The organism is Gardnerella sp. KA00771, assembly GCF_049244045.1.
GTDB lineage: Bacteria > Actinomycetota > Actinomycetes > Actinomycetales > Bifidobacteriaceae > Bifidobacterium > Bifidobacterium swidsinskii.
Genome location: NZ_CP058368.1, coordinates 369932 through 388016 on the forward strand (window position 1 = coordinate 369932; position 18085 = coordinate 388016).

The window sequence follows — 18085 nt, forward strand, 5'->3', positions numbered from 1 at the left end:
GAGGTAAAAATGGAAAATCAGCATACAAAAAAAGTGCTTGTTGTAAGCGGACCGAATTTAGGTCGTTTAGGCGTGCGTCAGCCGGACGTGTACGGTAGTGAGAACTTTGAAACTTTGCGCGAGAAATGCGAAAAGTGGGGTGCGGAACTTGGGTTTGAAGTAGAAGTGCGCCAAAGTGACGACGAAGCGCAAATGGTTCACTGGATGCACGAAGCTGCCGATACTCATACGCCTGTTGTTATGAATCCTGCCGCTTTTACACACTACAGTTACGCGCTCGCGGACGCTGCTCACATGGTTTTGGATGCTGGAGTTCCGCTCATGGAAGTGCATATTTCTAATCCTGCTGCGCGCGATGCTTTTCGTAAAATTAGTGTAATTAGTCCTGTTGCAACCGGCACTATTACAGGCATGGGATTATACGGCTATAAGCTCGCTTTGGAAGCTGTTGCGCATCTTGTTTGATTTTGTTCGATTTTTTGCGAATCAACACCCAGCGTCGAGGCTCGAAGATACCATGGAGTTCCATGGTTAGAAGACAACATGGTAACTCTCAGGAGCATATTACAAAGCATATTTTTGTCACAGGTGGCGTAGTTTCGTCCCTCGGAAAAGGCCTTACAGCATCATCTTTAGGTCGACTTTTACGCAGTCGCGGATTGCATGTATTACAACAAAAACTTGACCCTTATATCAATGTTGACCCGGGTACAATGAACCCATTCCAGCATGGCGAAGTCTATGTTACGGAAGATGGTGCAGAAACAGATCTCGATATTGGTCATTACGAGCGATTCCTCGATGTTTTCTTAAGCCAGAAAGCGAATGTAACTACAGGTCAGATTTATCAATCTGTGCTTCGTAAGGAGCGCGCTGGCGAATATTTGGGTCAGTGCGTGCAAGTTATTCCGCATATTACTGGCGAGATTAAGTCGCGTATGCGCGCGCAAGCTTCCGACGATGTAGACGTGATTATTACGGAAATCGGCGGCACAGTTGGCGATATTGAATCCCAGCCATTCTTGGAGGCTGCTCGCGAAGTTCGTCGCGATTTAGGTCCTGAAAACTGCATGTTTGTGCACGTTTCTTTGGTACCTTATATTGCTGCAGCGCACGAGTTGAAGACTAAGCCAACTCAGCATTCTGTGATGATGCTGCGTCAGCTTGGTATTTCTCCAGACGCGCTTGTTTTGCGCTCCGATCGTCCGCTTAATCAGGCTATTAAAGACAAGATTTCGCTTATGTGCGATGTCGATGCTGAAGGCGTTGTGAACTGCGTCGACGCTCCAAGCATTTACGATGTGCCGAAGATTTTGTTCAACGAGGGCTTGGACGCTTACGTTGTTCGCGAGCTTGAGCTTCCATTCCACGATGTTGATTGGAACGAGTGGGAAGATTTGCTTGAGCGCGTGCATCATCCAAAGCATGAGCTAAACATTGCAATCGTTGGAAAGTATATTGATTTGCCGGATGCTTACCTTTCTGTTACCGAGGCTATTAAAGCTGGCGGTTTTGCAAACTGGGCTAAGGTGAATGTGCGCTGGGTTGCTGCCGACAAGTGCGAAACTCAAGAAGGTGCAGCTGCGGCTCTTGACCAAATGGACGGCATGGTTATTCCAGGCGGCTTCGGCATTCGCGGTATTGAAGGTAAGATTGGCGCACTTCGTTACGCTCGCGAGCATGGTTTGCCAACGCTTGGTCTTTGCCTTGGCTTGCAATCTATGGTTATTGAGTACGCTCGTCACGTGCTTGGGCTTGAGGATGCTAATTCCACTGAGTTCGAGAAGGATTGTGGCGATCCAGTAATTGCGACTATGGAAGAGCAGAAGGATATCGTGGCTGGTAAGGGAGATATGGGTCACACAATGCGACTTGGCTCTTACCCTGCAATGCTTGAAGAAGGTTCTATTGTTGCTGAGCTTTACGGCACTACGCATGTTACTGAGCGTCATCGTCACCGTTACGAAGTGAACGTGGCATATAAGGATCGTTTGCGCGAAGCTGGCTTGCGTATTAGCGGCCAAAGCCCAGATGGTAATTTGACTGAGTTTGTGGAGCTTCCAAAGGAAGCTCACCCATTCTACGTAGCAACTCAAGCTCATCCAGAGTTTAAGTCTCGTCCAACTAAGCCTCATCCACTGTTTGCTGGATTGGTTGCGGCAGCACTGGAACATCAGGAAGCTGCTGCTAGTAGTAAGGCTGATAAGTAAGGCTTAAGTAAGAATTAAGTAAATAGAAATAAGCGGTAAGACTGGGTTTTCCTAAGTTTTGCCGCTTTTTCATTCGCAACCGATCTTTTCTTTACACGCGCGTAAAGTTTCTGCCGTTTTTGTTTTATTAGATTGTGATAAACATTACGTTTTGCGCGTAACACGGCTATACCAAGAAATCGCATTACGAGGTAACCTTAGATAGGTGATAATTGAGTGGGGAGAGTGCAAAAGTAGCGCTTGGGGAGCAGCTTTTGCCAATTGATACGTACCGCGCGCAGGTGTGCGTTAAGTATGGAGGTGTTACAGGCTTTATGAGCGATACTGGCAATATGAATGATACTGGCGTTACTGGCGATACAAGCGTTGCAGCAAGCGATGGTAATCTAGCAAAAAATAAAGCTGCAGACGTTGAAATGAGCCAGTATGTGGCAGATCGCGCTCGCGTAAACGAAGAGAAAATCCGCCAAGATGAGCAAATTGTTGCTGAATTTGGTGATTACAATTACGGCTGGCACGATTCGGACGCTGCAGGCGAGGCTGCAAAAAAAGGTATTGACGAGTCGGTTGTTCGCGCAATTTCTGCCGATAAAAACGAGCCGGAGTGGATGCTAGATCTTCGCTTGCAAGGCTACCGCGCGTTTTTGCAAAAGCCAATGCCGGATTGGGGCGTGGATTTAAGCGGTTTTGACGCTGACGATTTTAAATACTACGTGCGCCCGGTTCACGATCAAGCAAAAACTTGGGACGATTTGCCGGAAGATATTCGCAAAACTTACGATCGCTTAGGCATTCCGGAAGCGGAGAAAAAGCGCTTAGTTTCAGGCGTTGCAGCACAGTACGAGTCGGAAGTTATTTACAATTCGATTCGCGAAGACTTGGCAGCTCAAGGCGTGATTTTTGTTGACACGGATACGGCAGTGCAAAAGTATCCGGAGCTTGTAAAAAAGTATTTCGCAACCGTGATCCCTGTTGACGACAACAAGTTTGCAGCTCTTAACACCGCGGCTTGGAGTGGCGGCTCGTTCGTGTATGTTCCAAAAGGCGTGCACGTGGATATTCCGCTTCAAGCTTACTTTAGAATTAATACGCCGAACATGGGTCAGTTTGAGCGAACGCTTATTATTGCGGACGAAGGCTCTTATGTGCATTACGTTGAAGGTTGCACGGCTCCAATTTATTCCACGGATTCGCTTCACGCTGCAAACGTTGAAATTGTTGTGGAAAAGCATGCGCGTGTGCGTTACACAACAGTGCAAAACTGGTCAAATAACGTGTATAACTTGGTAACTCAGCGAGCTTACGTGCGCGAGGGCGGCACAATGGAGTGGGTTGACGGAAACATCGGCTCCAAAGCTACTATGAAGTATCCTGCTTGTATTCTTGCCGAGCCTTACGCAAAAGCGGAGACTATGTCTTTGAGTTTTGCTGGCCGCGGACAATATCAAGATACTGGTGCGAAGATGATTCATTTAGCTCCTCACACGAGTTCTACGATTGTTGCTAAGTCGATTTCGCGCGGCGGCGGACGTTCAGCTTACCGCGGTCTTGTGAAGATTATTAAGGGTGCGAAGGGCTCTAGTTCGTCTGTTGTGTGCGATGCTTTGCTTGTTGACGATTTTTCCAGGTCCGATACTTATCCGCATGTTGACGTGCGCGAAGATGACGTTTCGATGGCTCACGAGGCCACTGTTTCCAAGGTTTCGGAGGATCAGCTTTTCTATTTGATGAGTCGAGGGCTTGAAGAAAAAGAGGCTATGGGCATGATTGTTCGCGGCTTCGTGGAGCCGATTAGCCGCGAGCTGCCAATGGAGTACGCGCTTGAGTTGAATCGCTTAGTTGAGTTGCAAATGGAAGGATCCGTGGGCTGATGAGCGAAGATTTAAAAGAGAATTTAGGCAATAAAATGACGGAAAAAGAAATTAATATTCCTATAGCAGACCCTAATGATCCGTATGCGGTTCCTGCAGCAATGCCTTCTAGCGCAGATAAATCCGTGCGCTCGTTTAATGTGGAAGATTTTGCGATTCCAACTAGAAAGCAGGAAGATTGGCGATATACTCCAGTTGAGCGAATTTCCGAGTTTTTCGAGCGTTTTGAACCATCTAATAGTATTCAAGTAACTCTTGAAGGTGTTGGTGGAGCTGCATTGGATGATTCTTACGTTGGTAGCGACGGTTCCGTAAGTTTGCAAGTAAAGCCGAAAAACGAGGCTCCTCATACCGATATGAAGCCGTCTGATCGCGTAGCTGCAGTCGCGTGGAATACAGCGAAATCTGCATACGTGCTTCACGTATCTGGCGAAATCAAAAAGCCAATCGTACTGAAAATTCAGGGTGATAATGTTAATACGCTTGACGCATTGCACTTAGTAATCGAAGCGGATTCTCGCTCGAATGCTGACATTATTATCGAACATACCGGCTGCGCAAAACTTGCTGAAGGTGTGGAAATCATCCTCGGAAAGCACGCGCACGTTTCTACTACCTTTATTCAAGAGTGGGATTCGGGCAGTAAACACGTTGGAAATCAGCGTATTCACGTTGGTGAGGGAGCTTCGCTTCGCCACACGATGGTCACTCTTGGCGGAGATGTTGTGCGTATTCGCATGGATCAGGATTTTGGTGGCGAACAGGGTGATTTGAACATGCTCGGCATGTATTTTGTGGATCCAGGCGAGCATGTTGAGCACCGCACGATGGTTGTGCACAACTATCCAGAATGCAAGTCGCGAGTAGTGTACAAGGGTGCCTTGGAAGGAAAGGGTGCGCATTCAACTTGGGTTGGAAACGCGCTTATTAAGCCGGAAGCTCCTGGCACAGATTCGTACGAGTTGAACCGTAATTTGGTGCTCACTCCTGGAGCAATCGCCGATTCTGAGCCGAATTTGGAAATTGAAAACGGAAATATTATTGGTGCCGGTCACGCAAGTTCAGTCGGCAGATTTGACGACGAAGAGCTTTTCTACTTGCAGTCGCGCGGAGTTAGTGAGGTTGAGTCTCGAAAGCTTGTTGTGCGCGGATTCTTTAACGAGCTGATTGAGGAAATTGGCGTTCCGGAAATTGTTGATCACTTAATGAAGGCGATTGAGCGCCGTCTTGCAAGAACGGAAGAATAGGAGAACATTATGTCAACTTTGGAAATTAAGGATTTGTACGCTTCTGTAGAAACAAAAGAAGGTCGCAAGCAAATCTTAAAAGGCGTAAATCTTACAGTTAATTCTGGCGAAACTCACGCAATCATGGGTCCTAACGGATCTGGAAAGTCTACTCTTGCCTACACTTTGGCAGGACACCCAAAGTATGAAGTCGATTCGGGTCAAGTTCTTCTCGACGGCGAAGATATTTTGAAAATGACTCCTGATGAGCGCGCAAAAGCTGGATTATTCCTCGCAATGCAATATCCAGTAGAGGTACCGGGCGTATCTATGACGAACTTCCTTCGTACTGCAAAAACTGAAGTCGAAGGCAAAGCTCCATCTTTAAGAAGCTGGGTGAAAGAACTTAGCGAGGCTATGAAAAAGCTTCGAATGGATCCAAAATTTGCGTCGCGTTCTGTAAACGAAGGCTTCTCCGGCGGCGAAAAGAAGCGTGCGGAAGTTTTGCAATTAGAGCTTTTGAAACCAAAGTTTGCAATTTTGGATGAAACTGATTCTGGTCTAGACGTTGACGCGCTTCGAATTGTGTCTGAAGGCGTGAATCGCGCCAAAGAGAACACCGGTTTGGGCATTATGATGGTCACGCATTACACGCGAATCCTCAAGTATATTAAGCCGGATATTGTGCACGTTTTTGCGCAAGGTCACTTTGTAAAGACTGCAGGACCGGAGCTTGCGGACGAGCTGGAAGAAGAAGGCTACGACAAGTATTTGCCGGAAGGTGCAACTGAGTCGGCACTGGCTTAAGCGCGGTTCAAATACAGTTTAATCTATCTGTATATTCGTAAAAATAGCGTCAAAATAGCGTAAAAAACGGTTTAATATGACTACAGTGACTACAGAAAATATTATGCGAGAATTTAGTGATTTGCGCTCGCAGTTTCCGATTTTAAGTCGCACGGTTCACGGCACTTCGCTTCACGATACTGTGCACGGAAAACCCTTGATTTACTTGGATTCTGCAGCTACTTCGCAAAAGCCGCAAGTTGTAATCGACGCCGAAAAAGAGTTTTACGAAACAATTAACGCTGGTGTGCACAGGGGAGCGCACGAGTTGGCGGCACTTTCCACGGTTGCGTTCGAAGAAGCGCGTGCGAAAGTTGCGCGTCTCGTTGGAGCTTGCGCGGATGCTGGCAGCGAGGAAATTATTGTTACTCCGGGCGCGACCGGCGCGTTTAATCTTTTCGCAACTGCTATTGGTAACGCTAGTGCGAAGGCGAGAATTTGCAAAAAAGACAGCGATGATTCTGCTGATTTCCGCCAAAATTTTGTGCTTCGAGAAGGCGATGTAATAGTCGTATCTCGCGCAGATCATCACTCTGTTTTGCTACCATTTCAAGAGCTGGCTCTTCGCACTGGAGCGGAGCTTCGTTGGATTGACGTAACAGAGGACGGCCGCGTGCGCACGGACGCGGATTATTTGCGAACAATTATTGACGAGCGCACGAAAATCGTTGCAGTTACGCATATTAGCAACGTTACTGGCGCGATTACGGATGTTTCGTCGATTTGCAAGCGCGCTCACGAAGTTGGTGCGATTTTTGTGCTCGACGCATGCCAGTCAGTGTCTCATATTCCGGTTGATTTTCACACTTTAAACGTTGATTTTGCGGCATTTAGTGCGCATAAAATGTATGGTCCTACAGGAGTTGGATTCTTGTATGGTCGCCGCGAGCTTTTGAACGCGCTTCCACCTGCCAATTTTGGCGGCTCAATGGTAGAGCTTGCGTGGCTTAACAAGCCGGCGCAATACATGGATGCGCCTTACCGTTTTGAGGCTGGAACTCAGCCGGTTGCGCAAATGGTTGCGGCTGGCGTTGCAGCGGATTGGTTGCGCGCGGTGGGCATGAATAAAGTTGCAGAGCATGAGCGGGAAATTGCTGCAGAATTGCTAAAATTGCAAGACGTTCCGGGAGTTCGCATTTTGGGGCCGGCTGATTTAGAGAATCGAATTGGCACGGTTGCTTTTGAAGTTGAAGGTGTGCATCCGCACGATGTTGGACAGTTTTTGGACGCGCAGGGCATTGCGATTCGCGTCGGACACCATTGTGCTCAGCCGATTCACCGTCATTTTGGCGTGTATGCTTCGAATCGCGCTTCTGTTGGCGTTTACAACACAGTTGACGAGGCTCGCGCGTTTGTTGAAGCAGTCTCACACGTTCGCGCCTACTTTGGCGCATAATATTGTTAGCGAGCGAGTTGGAGAGTTAGCGTGTTAGCAAAGCGAATTGGCGAGTTAGCGAATTAGCGAGTAGGTAAGGAGAGCGTATGTTTGATATGGGTTTTGGTACAGGTGATGCGGCTGGTGACGGCTTAGAAAGCATGTACCAAGAAGTGATTTTGGATGCTGCGCGAAATCCGCATGGCAAAACTCATTTCGAAAGCACGGACGCGCTCGCAAAAGCGGAGCTGCAGGAAGAAACTCAAGAATCTACTGAATCTGCAAAAAATACAGAATCTGCCGAAATCACCCTAAATAATACTCACGAAAGTTGCGCTGTTATATCTGACGAAAACTCTGCTTTAGGTCAATCGCACCAATTCAATCCAACTTGCGGCGACGAAGTTACCATGCGCGTGGAGCTTTCGCGCAGCGCAAATAATGACGAAACACCAATAGTATCAAGTATTAAGTGGGACGGTCACGGCTGCTCAATTTCGCAAGCAAGCCTTTCAATGATGGTTGATCTAGTCGAAGGAAAATCAGTTGACGAAGCCTTACAATTAGACGCGCTTTTCCACAAGCTTATGGAATCTCGCGGAGAAGGTTTGCAAAGCGAAGAGGACGAAGATGCGCTGGAAGATGCAATGGTTTTGCAAGGCGTATCGCGCTACCCAATGCGAATTAAGTGCGCGCTTTTGGCGTGGGAAGGCCTAAAAGACAGCATCGCAAAAGCTTCACAAAACTTGAATCCGCAAATTCTTGGCAGCTTGTAAAATCGAAATTTGGTACAAGCAAAGCAAGGAATATTATGGAAGAAAATCAATCGGCATCTGAGGTGATGTATGAAACGCATCCTGCGAATTTAAGCGCGAATGACATTGGCCGAGTTACAGAAGATGATATTTTAGACGCTTTACACGATGTTGTGGATCCTGAGCTTGGCATTGACGTGGTTGATTTAGGCTTGGTTTATGGCATTGAAATTGATGAGCTTGGGCGCGCAATTATTACTATGACGCTTACCACGCCTGCATGTCCGTTAACTGAATTGATTGAGGATGAGTGTGCGAATGCGCTCGCAGGCTTGGTGGAAGAGTTTCGTATTGATTGGACGTGGAAGCCGCGTTGGAGCGTTGAAAACATTAATGAGGACGGTCGCGCGCAGCTTGAGGCGCTTGGCTACAATCTCAACAGTTTGCAAGCGAATTTTGCTGCAGGAATGTACGGTTCTGGCGTAGTTGGCGCTGCGTCGATGAGTGCTGGTATTCCGCCAACTGTGTGAGTATTTGGTTGGTGTGCTGTTTTGTTTTGAGAGCAACGTATTGCACAAGTGAGAATTATGGGCGCTGAAATAAAGGCAGTTAGTGCAAGCGGTATCTGTGATATTCGCGAAATAAGTGATGTGCGCGAAAATAGTATTCGCAAGTATGCTTTGCGCAAAATAACTGACGTTGTTTTCGACTTGCAATTGCTGGTGGATTGGGATGCGCGCCGCACTCTGGCTGCGGATTATCCGGATTTTATTGGGGAAGTGCTTTTTAGTTTCGAGCCTGAGTGGGGATTTGAGTTTCACGAGTCATTGCGCGAGGCTGGGTGGAGTTGCAAGCAAGCGCTGGATTCGTTTGATGAGCATCACGGGCCGGCAGTTACATGGCTATATCGCTTGTATTTTGAGCGTTTCGAGCGCGGTTTTGCAGGCGAGCTTGCGGATGCTTCGGCTGTGGCGCGTGAGTTGATTGCGAGCGGCGTGCGCGTGTGGGCACTTGGTAACGCTTCTTGCGATTGGTTAAATTGCGCGCGCAAAACTTGCCCAATACTCGGCGAGCTTAACGGCGTTTGTGCATCTTACGAATCGCATTTGCGCAAACCCGACGTAATGCTTTACCGCACGTTTTTGCAACAAACCGGTCTTTCCGCTGCTTCCGCGCTTTTTCTCGAAAGTGACTCTCGCGCAGCTTCTGCAGCGTCGCTGCTTTATTCTTAAGCTGCATTTCTAATCTGCGCACGCTCGGCCGCTTCGAGCGAATCGTATCCATACATTCGCACAGTATTCGCAATAATCATTTGCGTAAGATTTATATTTTCCGCGCGCAAGTTATGTACAAAACGCTGGTATTTTGCGAAAGTTGCGTCAGAATACGTGCTTAATTCGCCTCGCAAATACGTTTCAAAAGATGTATTTTCTGCCGTATCCTCGCTAGTTTTAAGCACGCGCATCGCAAAACCCAAATGCGGGTAGTGCTCGCGAAAATCCGCAGCCCACTCAACTTGCGTTAAAATAATCTGCTCCTGCGCGCTTTTTCTAGGCTCCAAAATTGGCTTAATATAAGGCTTAATCGTGCGCTCAAAAATTTCCGGCGCAGTCGACTCCATCATTCGCGCATACTTTTCCGTAATCAAATTGCCGCCGTTGCTGTTTGCGCGCTCAAGATCCTGCTTATAAGACTCCTGCAAATCCAGCGGCCACGCCAAAAACTGACTCATGCGCATAATGCGAAAAGTTGGCCAGTTTCCTTGGCAATTCGCGCGTCCGCCTTCGTTTTCTGTAAGCTGAAACTGATCCCACTCGAGTTTAGTGATTTCTTCCGCAAGATTTTCTGCTTTCGCAAGCTTTTGCGCTTTCGAATTTACTGATGAATCGCACATCATAAGCTCCTTAAGCACGCAGCGCGCGAATTAATATGCGCTTCAACGTACGGCCGCTGCCATTCCAAAAAAGTTTCGTCGCAATCGCTTAAGCCTTGATATTGCAATTCTCGCACAATATCTTCGCAAATGCTGTCAATTATTTGCGTAACTTGCTTTTGCGCAATTCCCGCTCCTTTGCCGCCTTCGCCAAAACCGTCGCCGCCGGAACCGTCGCCGCCAAAACAAGCAGCGGAAGAAAGTCGCATTACCGACTCAAGTTTGCTGCATACTTCCGGAAGCCTAGATGCCATGCGATTGCTGAGCTTGCGCAATGCCGCAAACTGCCACTTGTAGTAAGGCAAGTAGCCTGCGGTTACAGGATTGTTGAGCAGAAAAACGAGGGAAGCAGTTGCGCGCACGAATTCGTTGATAGAAAGCCATGCTGCGGATGCGTCTTTGCGCGCAATCATGCGTGGGAAATTGTATTGGCCGGCTTGCGAAATCATGCCAAGTCTGCGCGAGATTAGTGAGATTCGCACGTCGTTCGGCATGAGTTTGAAGCTTTGGCGCGCTTTTGAGAACTCGCCAAGAGGATCTGCGAAAATTTTTCCGTTCGTCGCTGCTGCAAGCGTTGACTCGCTTAATGAGAGCCATAAGTGCGGCTCGTTTGCGGCCGGGGCAGTGGGGAAGCCGGTTAGATTTTCGAAAAATTCGCTTATGCTGAACACTCCGACTCGCTTGCTGCTTTCGCATGATTTGGCGCGCTGCGTTTCGTTGCGAGATTCAAAACCGGCGTATTTTTGCGGAAGTGCGTTGTAAGCGTTTTGCAAATCCGCGCCAATTTCCGCGTAATCTTCGTCAGTAAGCCACAAGCAGAATCCGGGACCAAAATCGTGGTCGCGCGAAATTTCGTCGTCAAAACCGTAGCATTCCGAACCGTGACCAACTAATCCTGCTGCAATGCGATTTTTGTACCTCGCGAATTTTGGCTGATCAAGTAACGGCTTTCCGTAAGTTTGCCAGTATGATTGCGCTAATTGCATGCCGGTTTTTATGTTATTGTTTGCTGTGTGTTGGTTTTCTGTTTGTTGGCTTTCTGTTTGTTGGCTTGATGATTCTTGAATTTTTGTAGATAATTTTGCAGATACTTTTTCGGATATTTTCGTAACTTTTTCTGCCAACTTGCGCGTTTGTCGCAAATTTTCTGCCGTAATCGCGTAAGATTCGCTATCTTTTCCGTAGCATCTCGCAATCAAATCAAGTGCCTTACTGTAACTTTCCTCAGCCTGAGCGTACTCTCCGCGCGCGCACTGTACTTGCGCAAAGCCTGCCAATGCAGAAGCGTAGTGCGGCTGATTTTCGTTATTCCCCGCAATATACATGCGAACGCTGGTCGAAGCGTGTTCAAAAGCGGATTCAAGAGTTGCGGATTTGCTGTTTGTGCTGGTGTTGGGATGCGAGCACTCCTTCGTATGCTCCTTCGTACACTCCTGCAGCATCGAAAGCGCAAGATTCGTGTGCGTGGCGGCAATATCGATGTCGCACTCAGGATCCGTGCTCGTATTTTGCAAAATTTCAAGCGCCTGATTAAGCTCCTCAATTGCATCATGCGTGCGACCGGTTTCGCTGTAAAGCATCGAAAGATTGTTGTGAAGCGCGGCAAGCTTGCGGTTTTTAGTGCCGAGCGTTTCGGTGGATTCGTTAAGAGCTTGAGTGTAAATTTTTTCGGCGCGATCGTAGCTGCCTGCCGCGCGAAGGCTTGTGGCGGCGTTAATTAGCGTAGTTGTGCCAGCTTCCGTGCCAGCTAGCTGCATTTTGTTTGCAAGATTTAGAGCGCGATTGATGATTGGCTGATTTTTTGTGTGCTCTCCGCGCGAACGGTAAAAGCCCATGAGTTCGTTGAGAATAGACAGTTGCAGGGGATTGGCTTCGGTAAGTTTTCGCAAAAGATACGTTTCAATCGCGTCTGCGCTCGCGTGATTCGCGAACATTTCGTCAAGCTCGTTATAAAATTGCGCAGCGTCCTCCATCAAAGCCCCCTTGCTATTGCGCTTGTTCACAATCAATCGACTTCAATTTTACAGCCATGTAAAGAAACTGCCGCTTTCACGCCAAATTGCGGCAGAAACTTTACGCACGTGTAAAGGAAATATCGCCTACGCGCCTTAATTCGGCAGAAATTTTACAGCCGCGTATAGGAAATGTCGGAATTGCGTGTGCGTGGGTGGAGGGTGATTCTAGAAATCAAAAGTCGGGCTGGCGGGATTTGAACCCGCGGCCTCTTCGTCCCGAACGAAGCGCGCTACCAAACTGCGCTACAGCCCGATGCTGAAACTAGCGAAAGCATATGCGCATAAAAGTTCCAACAACGTCCGTAATGTTACAGGTTGGCTAATACAAATTATTGTAAAGCGTGTGCAAGTCGCGCAAAGCAAGTCACGCAAAGTAAGTCCCGCGTAAGCATATTGCTACAGGCTGCGGAATTTCTTTGTAAACATATCGCAAATTATCACTGCAAGTCGCGTATAAAACCTGTATTACCTACTGGCTACAATTAGCGTTTATGACTGACACCAATACTGCAATGTCTGCCGCGCAAAGTGCCGCAGAATCTGCCGCTAAAAATGCAGCAGAAAACGAAGCAACAGATACCGTCAATGAAATTGACACTGTTGAACATGCCGAAATGTTACTCGCTCAAGACGAGGCAATCGCCAAGCGCGTAAACGAAGGCGCAACCTTGGATGAAGCAATCGACCCAAGCAATAAAGAATTTGGGCCACAAGCTCATCCTGAGCAGGTACAGATGCGCGTTGCTAAGCGCGCAATGATGCTTAAGGAGGGTGTGCAGCCTTATCCTGTGCATCTTAACGTTACTGACACAATCGAAAAGGTGCGTGCTGATTTCGATGGCAAGCTTGAAGCTGGCGAAGAAACCGATACCGAGGTTGGTATTGCAGGTCGCGTGCTTTTCTTGCGTAACGCTGGCGGCTTGTGCTTTGTTAAGCTTTCTGCCGGTGACGGTACTACGATTCAGGCGATGGTTTCCAAGAAGGAAATTGGTGAGGAGTCCATTAAAAGTTTTAAGCAGATGGTGGATTTGGGTGACCACTTGTACGTTCGTGGTCGCGTGATTTCTTCTAAGACTGGCGAGCTTTCTGTATTTGCAACCGAGTGGGCGATTGCGGCTAAGGCTTTGCAGCCGCTTCCGGCTTTGCATAAGGAATTAAGCGACGACACTCGTACGCGCAAGCCTTATATTGGCATGATTGCGGACGAGAAGATTCGCGATATGGTTCGCAGGCGTTCGCGCGCTGTGGCTTCGCTTCGCCGCACTTTCGACAGTCATGACTTCTTGGAAGTCGAAACTCCAATGTTGCAAACGGTTCATGGCGGTGCTGCTGCTCGTCCATTTACAACTCACATGAACGCTTTCGACATTGATCTTTATTTGCGCATTGCGCCTGAGCTTTTCTTGAAGCGTTGCTTGGTTGGTGGCATTGAGCGCGTGTTCGAAATCAACCGCGATTTCCGCAACGAAGGCGTGGATGCAACTCACGCTCCAGAGTTTACAATGCTTGAGGCTTACCAAGCTTACGGCACTTACGATACGATTGCTGCTCTTACCAAGGAGCTGATTCAGAAGGCTGCTGTCGATGCTTTCGGTTCCACTAAGGTGACTTTGCTTAATGGCGAAGAGTACGATTTTGGCGGCGAGTGGAAGCAGATTACCATGTACGGCTCGCTTTCCGAGGCTTTGGGCGAGGAGATTACGCCGGAAACTTCCGTTGAGCATTTGGGTGCGATTGCAGACAAGCTTGGTGTTGAGCGCGACGAAGTGGAGAATCACGGCAAATTGGTTGAGCACTTGTGGGAGCACTTCTACGAGGATAAGCTTTACGCGCCAACGTTTGTGCGCGACTTCCCAGTTGAGACGAGCCCGCTTGTTAAAGGTCATCGTACGAAGCCTGGAATGGTCGAAAAGTGGGATTTGTACGTGCGTGGCTTTGAGCTTGCAACCGGCTACTCCGAGCTTAACGATCCTGTTGTGCAGCGCGAGCGCTTTGTTGCTCAAGCTAAGGATGCTTTGGCTGGCGATGTTGAGGCAATGGATATTGACGAGGACTTCATTGAGGCTCTCGGCGTCGGTATGCCTCCTGCTGGCGGCATGGGAATGGGTATTGATCGCTTGCTGATCGCTCTTACTGGCGCAACTATTCGCGAGACAATTACGTTCCCACTCGTGAAGCCTCTTCGCTAGTTGTGATTATCGCTAGTTGTATTAGTTATAATCAGTTGAATTAATCTTAAAAGTCGTTGAATGCTATTTTAGTGTTCGGCGACTTTTTTGATTAAATTTTTCGTGTTTGTTTACTTTTTGTAAGTAGTCGTACGAAACGAATAGACTAGGTAACTATGACATACAAATTAGTATTGCTCCGACATGGTCAGAGCGCATGGAATAAGACCAATCAGTTCACTGGTTGGGTTGATGTACCGCTGACTGAGCAGGGTGTTGAGGAAGCTAAGCATGGTGGCGAGCTTCTTAAAGAGAAGAACGTTCTTCCAGACATCGTGTTCACTTCTTTGCTTCGCCGCGCTATCAATACCGCGAATTACGCGCTTGATGCAGCCGACCGCTTGTGGATTCCAGTTCGTCGCAGCTGGCGTTTAAACGAGCGTCATTATGGTGCTTTGCAAGGTAAGAACAAGTCTGAGATTCGTCAGGAATATGGCGATGAGAAGTTCATGATTTGGCGTCGTTCTTACGCAACTCCACCTCCTGAGATTGATCCAAACGATGAGTATTCTCAGACGAATGATCCTCGTTACGCAGGCGATCCAGTTCCAGAAACTGAAGCTTTGGCAAACGTTGTGACTCGCGTAACTCCTTATTGGGAGTCGGATATTATTCCAGAGCTTAAGTCCGGCAAGACTGTAATGATTGCTGCTCACGGCAACAGCTTGCGCGCAATCGTTAAGATGCTCGATAACTTGAGCGAGGAAGAGATTTCCAAGGTGAACATTCCAACCGCTATTCCTCTGCTTTACGAGTTGGATGAGAACTTCAAGCCAATCAAGCCTCGCGGTGAGTATTTGGATCCAGAAGCTGCTGCTGCCGGCGCTGCTGCTGTGGCTGCTCAGGGTCAGAAGTGAGATTCTGATTCGCTGGCTTTGGAGCGCTTAAGTTAGTTTTTAAAATAAAAGTAGGTTTGCAATTAATTTGCAAACCTACTTTTTGTTTACTTTTATTTTCATGCGCACTTTGAGTAACTTGAAAGTGCGTAGCGCGTTTCGCTGTAACCGCTTTACGCTACAACCGTGTCTTTATCTGGCTCCGGCTTCTTGGACGGATCGAATCCGGAAACAATAAACACAATTTGCCTTGCGACGGCAACGCAATGGTCTCCAATTCGCTCAATAAAGCGGCTAAGCAGAACGACATCAATTAACTGCCTGCGTGTACCCTTCCAATTTTCGCCTTCTACCAGCTCAAAAATCTTTTCGTGCAATTTGTCGAGCGCATCGTCGCCAGCAATAATAGTTTCCGCCATTTGCACATCGCGATTTGCAACCATGGTCGTTAAGCGGCCTGACAGTTCGTGCAAGAAATCAACCATTGCAACAATAGTTTCGCGTCCTTCTTGCGCAATAGCAGATTCAGGCCAGGTTCGTCTAGTAATTTGAGCGATATGACTTGTTAAATCTCCCATGCGTTCAAACGTTGCAGCTAATCGCATTGTAGCTACAACTTCGCGCAAGTCTGTTGCCACAGGGTTTTGGCGAGCAAGCAAAGTCAAGCATTGGTCAATAGTGCTTGCTTCTAAAGCGTCTAAGTCTGCGTCTTTATCGATAACAGTTTGAGCAGCTTCCAAATCCGCGTTTAAAAGCGCGCTTCCAGCATCGTTCATAGCTTTTGCTACAAGTTCTGCCATGCGTTCAAGGTTTGAAGCAATCGCCTTCATTTCTTCGTTGAAAATTACTCGCATGGTGCGTCCTTTCTCAGTGCTGTGAGTTTATTTGAACGCCTAGTTTGCACGTCGCTATAAGTCAGGCATCCTATGTAATTATAGACGACGCTGGTAACGAAGCGACCGAAACTTTACAGCCGTGTAAAGTTTCTGCCGCTTTTTAGTTGCATAGTTACAAAAGCGCGCAAAATATGAGATTATAGGAGTATGCCTCAAGGTTCTTCTGCGGTTGTGATTGTTGTATTTGTTGCTTTCGGCGTGCTTGCGTTGTGCGTTGTGCTTTCGTTGTGTGTGTTGATGTCGGATTGGTTTTCTACAGTTTTGCGTCTTTTTAAGCGAGCGTTTAATTATATTCGTGGCGCAAGGTATGGCGCAAAGTATGACGAAAGCGACGACATAACCGACGACATCAGCGACAACGCAAGCGACGACATCAGCGACGACGCGTCCCAAGTTTTGGCAATGCTCGACATGCCAACTGTTGTCATTGATGCCAACAATGACGTAATTCGCGCAAGTTCTGAAGCTTATTTGCTAGGTGTTGTTAGCGATGATTCGCTATGTCAGCCTCGCGTTCTTCAAGCTGTTAATTCCGTACGCGCTTCTGGCGGATTCGAGCGCTTCTCTTTGGTTACTTCGACCCCTGAGCGTTATGTGTCAATAACCGCAAATCCTCAAGAGTCAACCACTGTTTCGCGCCCTAATTGGCTTACTGTTACGGCTGGAAGCATTGGAGGCGGTATTGTAGTTGTAATTATTGAGGATACGAGTGCAGCTCACCGTTTTGCGCAAACTCGCGACGACTTTATTTCCAACGTTTCTGAGCAGTTAATGCGATCTACTCGCAACTTAACTCAGCTTACGAAAGTTTTGCAAAACGAACAGGTATCTGCGCAAAAAATTAAAGATATTGCGCAAATTGCCGGTAAATCTTCCAAGAAACTTGAGCACATGCTTGAAGATTTGTTATGGCTGGTTCGCGCTCAAAATCCTATTGATTTAGATTCTGCGCAAGTATTTTCTTTGAATGATGTTTTGTCGTATGTGCAAAATCAAGTTGCTGCGTTTGCTAAGGATTGTTGCGTACGCGTCGTGTCAAAAGTCGATTCGCACTTATGCGTGCGCGGTGAAATTTCGCAAATTCAAGCTGCAGTGCGGAAATTAGTTGAGAATGCAATTACGTATTCTCCAAAAAATTCTACAGTTTCGCTATCTGCGTCACTTTCAACAGATGGTCAATACGCTGTGATTCGTGTTGTAGATCGCGGAGTTGGCATTGATTTGCAAGATCAGTCGCGAATTTTTGAACGATTCTATCGTGCGAATAATCAAAATAGTCAAAGCCAGGATGGTGTAGGTTTAGGGCTTGCAATTGCTAAGCATGTGGCACTTACGCACCACGGAAATATTACGCTTTGGAGTATGCCGGGGCAGGGTACTACCGTAAGTTTTGCGCTACCAATTGCAAATAAATAAGCAGCAAGTTAGCAAGTTAGCAAATCAGCAAGTTAGCAAATCAGCAATAAACTATTTTCCTAAGCGCCTGTAATCCCAGCGGTCAAAATGTTCCCAGATTAATAGCAGAACGCCAATAATTGTTCCCGATACGCAAAACAACACAGGAAACCAAGTCGTAATATGCAATAACGCAACGATAAGCGCAATCATTGTTGCGACTAACCACGCGATCGTTCCTATAGCAAAAACCTTTCGCAAATCAACGCGCAGCGGTTTTGGTACTGCTTTTCGTGCATCAGGATTAACTATAGGTGCAAATTTCATACTTCCAACCATACAACTTACCGAAGTCTAAGTGTGACAAGTGCAGCTTAAGCGCGAAAATTGGCGGATTTAGGTTGTGTGCGTTTCTTACATCCTAACCACGTTGTAACCTTTCACATAGAAGATTGGAAGAAAATCAGTTGGGGGGTGTAGCGTTTGTGCGCTGCGTTCC

16 protein-coding genes and 1 tRNA gene are annotated in these 18085 nt (G+C 47.5%); 12 read left to right on the forward strand and 5 right to left on the reverse strand.

Going from position 1 to position 18085, the window contains the following annotated elements; all coding sequences use genetic code 11:
• The first annotated feature begins 9 nt into the window (after positions 1-9).
• From HXT57_RS01710 to HXT57_RS01750, 9 genes are all read left to right on the forward strand, one after another.
• Entirely contained in the window at positions 10-465 is a 456-nt protein-coding gene (locus HXT57_RS01710) for a type II 3-dehydroquinate dehydratase (RefSeq protein ID WP_004110700.1), read from the forward strand.
• A 62-nt stretch (positions 466-527) separates the two neighbouring features.
• Positions 528-2210: a CTP synthase gene (locus HXT57_RS01715; RefSeq protein WP_012913898.1), complete on the forward strand. Its 1683-nt coding sequence runs from the start codon at positions 528-530 to the stop codon at positions 2208-2210.
• A gap of 332 nt (positions 2211-2542) precedes the next feature.
• Positions 2543-4081, forward strand: coding sequence for a Fe-S cluster assembly protein SufB (gene sufB, locus HXT57_RS01720; protein ID WP_049762345.1), 1539 nt, complete (start codon positions 2543-2545; stop codon positions 4079-4081).
• A complete protein-coding gene (sufD, locus tag HXT57_RS01725; RefSeq protein ID WP_421783636.1) occupies positions 4081-5328 on the forward strand; it encodes a Fe-S cluster assembly protein SufD in 1248 nt (415 codons plus the stop codon). The genes sufB and sufD overlap by 1 nt, the downstream gene beginning before the upstream one ends.
• A gap of 9 nt (positions 5329-5337) precedes the next feature.
• Positions 5338-6114 carry a Fe-S cluster assembly ATPase SufC gene (gene sufC, locus HXT57_RS01730; protein ID WP_004110671.1) on the forward strand — a complete coding sequence of 259 codons (777 nt, stop codon included), beginning with the start codon at positions 5338-5340 and terminating at the stop codon, positions 6112-6114.
• 103 nt (positions 6115-6217) lie between these two features.
• Complete coding sequence (locus HXT57_RS01735) at positions 6218-7549, forward strand: SufS family cysteine desulfurase (RefSeq protein WP_415693370.1); 1332 nt, start codon at positions 6218-6220, stop codon at positions 7547-7549.
• An 86-nt stretch (positions 7550-7635) separates the two neighbouring features.
• Positions 7636-8304, forward strand: a complete 669-nt coding sequence (sufU, locus tag HXT57_RS01740) for a Fe-S cluster assembly sulfur transfer protein SufU (protein ID WP_415697946.1) — start codon at positions 7636-7638, stop codon at positions 8302-8304.
• A gap of 35 nt (positions 8305-8339) precedes the next feature.
• A complete protein-coding gene (locus tag HXT57_RS01745; protein ID WP_076002660.1) occupies positions 8340-8813 on the forward strand; it encodes a metal-sulfur cluster assembly factor in 474 nt (157 codons plus the stop codon).
• Between the two features lie 57 nt (positions 8814-8870).
• Positions 8871-9515, forward strand: a complete 645-nt coding sequence (locus HXT57_RS01750; protein WP_196768820.1) for an alpha/beta hydrolase — start codon at positions 8871-8873, stop codon at positions 9513-9515.
• Here HXT57_RS01750 and HXT57_RS01755 read toward each other — a convergent pair.
• The 3 genes from HXT57_RS01755 to HXT57_RS01765 all read right to left on the reverse strand — a co-directional run bounded on the left by HXT57_RS01755 (position 9512) and on the right by HXT57_RS01765 (position 12484).
• A complete protein-coding gene (locus HXT57_RS01755) occupies positions 9512-10180 on the reverse strand; it encodes a DUF4125 family protein (RefSeq protein WP_415697947.1) in 669 nt (222 codons plus the stop codon). The two genes, HXT57_RS01750 and HXT57_RS01755, sit on opposite strands and share 4 nt — an antisense overlap.
• Positions 10177-12189 (reverse strand): DUF4037 domain-containing protein, encoded by a 2013-nt coding sequence (locus tag HXT57_RS01760; protein ID WP_415697948.1) that lies wholly within the window; start codon positions 12187-12189, stop codon positions 10177-10179. The genes HXT57_RS01755 and HXT57_RS01760 overlap by 4 nt, the downstream gene beginning before the upstream one ends.
• Positions 12190-12410: 221 nt before the next feature.
• Positions 12411-12484, reverse strand: a tRNA-Pro gene (locus HXT57_RS01765).
• A 238-nt stretch (positions 12485-12722) separates the two neighbouring features.
• On the opposite strand from HXT57_RS01765, the gene lysS reads away from it, so the two are divergent.
• Positions 12723-14420: a lysine--tRNA ligase gene (gene lysS / locus HXT57_RS01770; RefSeq protein ID WP_004110641.1), complete on the forward strand. Its 1698-nt coding sequence runs from the start codon at positions 12723-12725 to the stop codon at positions 14418-14420.
• A 155-nt stretch (positions 14421-14575) separates the two neighbouring features.
• The gene (locus HXT57_RS01775) at positions 14576-15316 is read left to right on the forward strand and encodes a phosphoglyceromutase (RefSeq protein ID WP_004112459.1); all 741 of its coding nucleotides are present in this window, start codon (positions 14576-14578) and stop codon (positions 15314-15316) included.
• 152 nt (positions 15317-15468) lie between these two features.
• On the opposite strand, the gene phoU is transcribed toward HXT57_RS01775, so the two are convergent.
• Complete coding sequence (gene phoU / locus HXT57_RS01780) at positions 15469-16149, reverse strand: phosphate signaling complex protein PhoU (protein WP_103013925.1); 681 nt, start codon at positions 16147-16149, stop codon at positions 15469-15471.
• A 189-nt stretch (positions 16150-16338) separates the two neighbouring features.
• Between phoU and HXT57_RS01785 the strand changes: the two genes are divergently transcribed.
• Positions 16339-17607: a sensor histidine kinase gene (locus tag HXT57_RS01785; protein WP_116440380.1), complete on the forward strand. Its 1269-nt coding sequence runs from the start codon at positions 16339-16341 to the stop codon at positions 17605-17607.
• Between the two features lie 51 nt (positions 17608-17658).
• Here HXT57_RS01785 and HXT57_RS01790 read toward each other — a convergent pair whose 3' ends face one another.
• Positions 17659-17925, reverse strand: a complete 267-nt coding sequence (locus HXT57_RS01790; RefSeq protein WP_103013927.1) for a DUF2530 domain-containing protein — start codon at positions 17923-17925, stop codon at positions 17659-17661.
• Positions 17926-18085: the final 160 nt, after the last annotated feature.

What these genes read in the sequence shown, in the direction of transcription:
- HXT57_RS01710 (WP_004110700.1), top strand. Translation starts at nt 10, where the DNA reads ATGGAAAATCAGCATACAAAAAAAGTGCTTGTTGTAAGCGGACCGAAT.
- HXT57_RS01715 (WP_012913898.1), top strand. Translation starts at nt 528, where the DNA reads ATGGTTAGAAGACAACATGGTAACTCTCAGGAGCATATTACAAAGCAT.
- sufB (WP_049762345.1), top strand. Translation starts at nt 2,543, where the DNA reads ATGAATGATACTGGCGTTACTGGCGATACAAGCGTTGCAGCAAGCGAT.
- sufD (WP_421783636.1), top strand. Translation starts at nt 4,081, where the DNA reads ATGAGCGAAGATTTAAAAGAGAATTTAGGCAATAAAATGACGGAAAAA.
- sufC (WP_004110671.1), top strand. Translation starts at nt 5,338, where the DNA reads ATGTCAACTTTGGAAATTAAGGATTTGTACGCTTCTGTAGAAACAAAA.
- HXT57_RS01735 (WP_415693370.1), top strand. Translation starts at nt 6,218, where the DNA reads ATGCGAGAATTTAGTGATTTGCGCTCGCAGTTTCCGATTTTAAGTCGC.
- sufU (WP_415697946.1), top strand. Translation starts at nt 7,636, where the DNA reads ATGTTTGATATGGGTTTTGGTACAGGTGATGCGGCTGGTGACGGCTTA.
- HXT57_RS01745 (WP_076002660.1), top strand. Translation starts at nt 8,340, where the DNA reads ATGGAAGAAAATCAATCGGCATCTGAGGTGATGTATGAAACGCATCCT.
- HXT57_RS01750 (WP_196768820.1), top strand. Translation starts at nt 8,871, where the DNA reads ATGGGCGCTGAAATAAAGGCAGTTAGTGCAAGCGGTATCTGTGATATT.
- HXT57_RS01755 (WP_415697947.1), bottom strand. Translation starts at nt 10,180, where the DNA reads ATGATGTGCGATTCATCAGTAAATTCGAAAGCGCAAAAGCTTGCGAAA.
- HXT57_RS01760 (WP_415697948.1), bottom strand. Translation starts at nt 12,189, where the DNA reads ATGGAGGACGCTGCGCAATTTTATAACGAGCTTGACGAAATGTTCGCG.
- lysS (WP_004110641.1), top strand. Translation starts at nt 12,723, where the DNA reads ATGACTGACACCAATACTGCAATGTCTGCCGCGCAAAGTGCCGCAGAA.
- HXT57_RS01775 (WP_004112459.1), top strand. Translation starts at nt 14,576, where the DNA reads ATGACATACAAATTAGTATTGCTCCGACATGGTCAGAGCGCATGGAAT.
- phoU (WP_103013925.1), bottom strand. Translation starts at nt 16,149, where the DNA reads ATGCGAGTAATTTTCAACGAAGAAATGAAGGCGATTGCTTCAAACCTT.
- HXT57_RS01785 (WP_116440380.1), top strand. Translation starts at nt 16,339, where the DNA reads ATGCCTCAAGGTTCTTCTGCGGTTGTGATTGTTGTATTTGTTGCTTTC.
- HXT57_RS01790 (WP_103013927.1), bottom strand. Translation starts at nt 17,925, where the DNA reads ATGGTTGGAAGTATGAAATTTGCACCTATAGTTAATCCTGATGCACGA.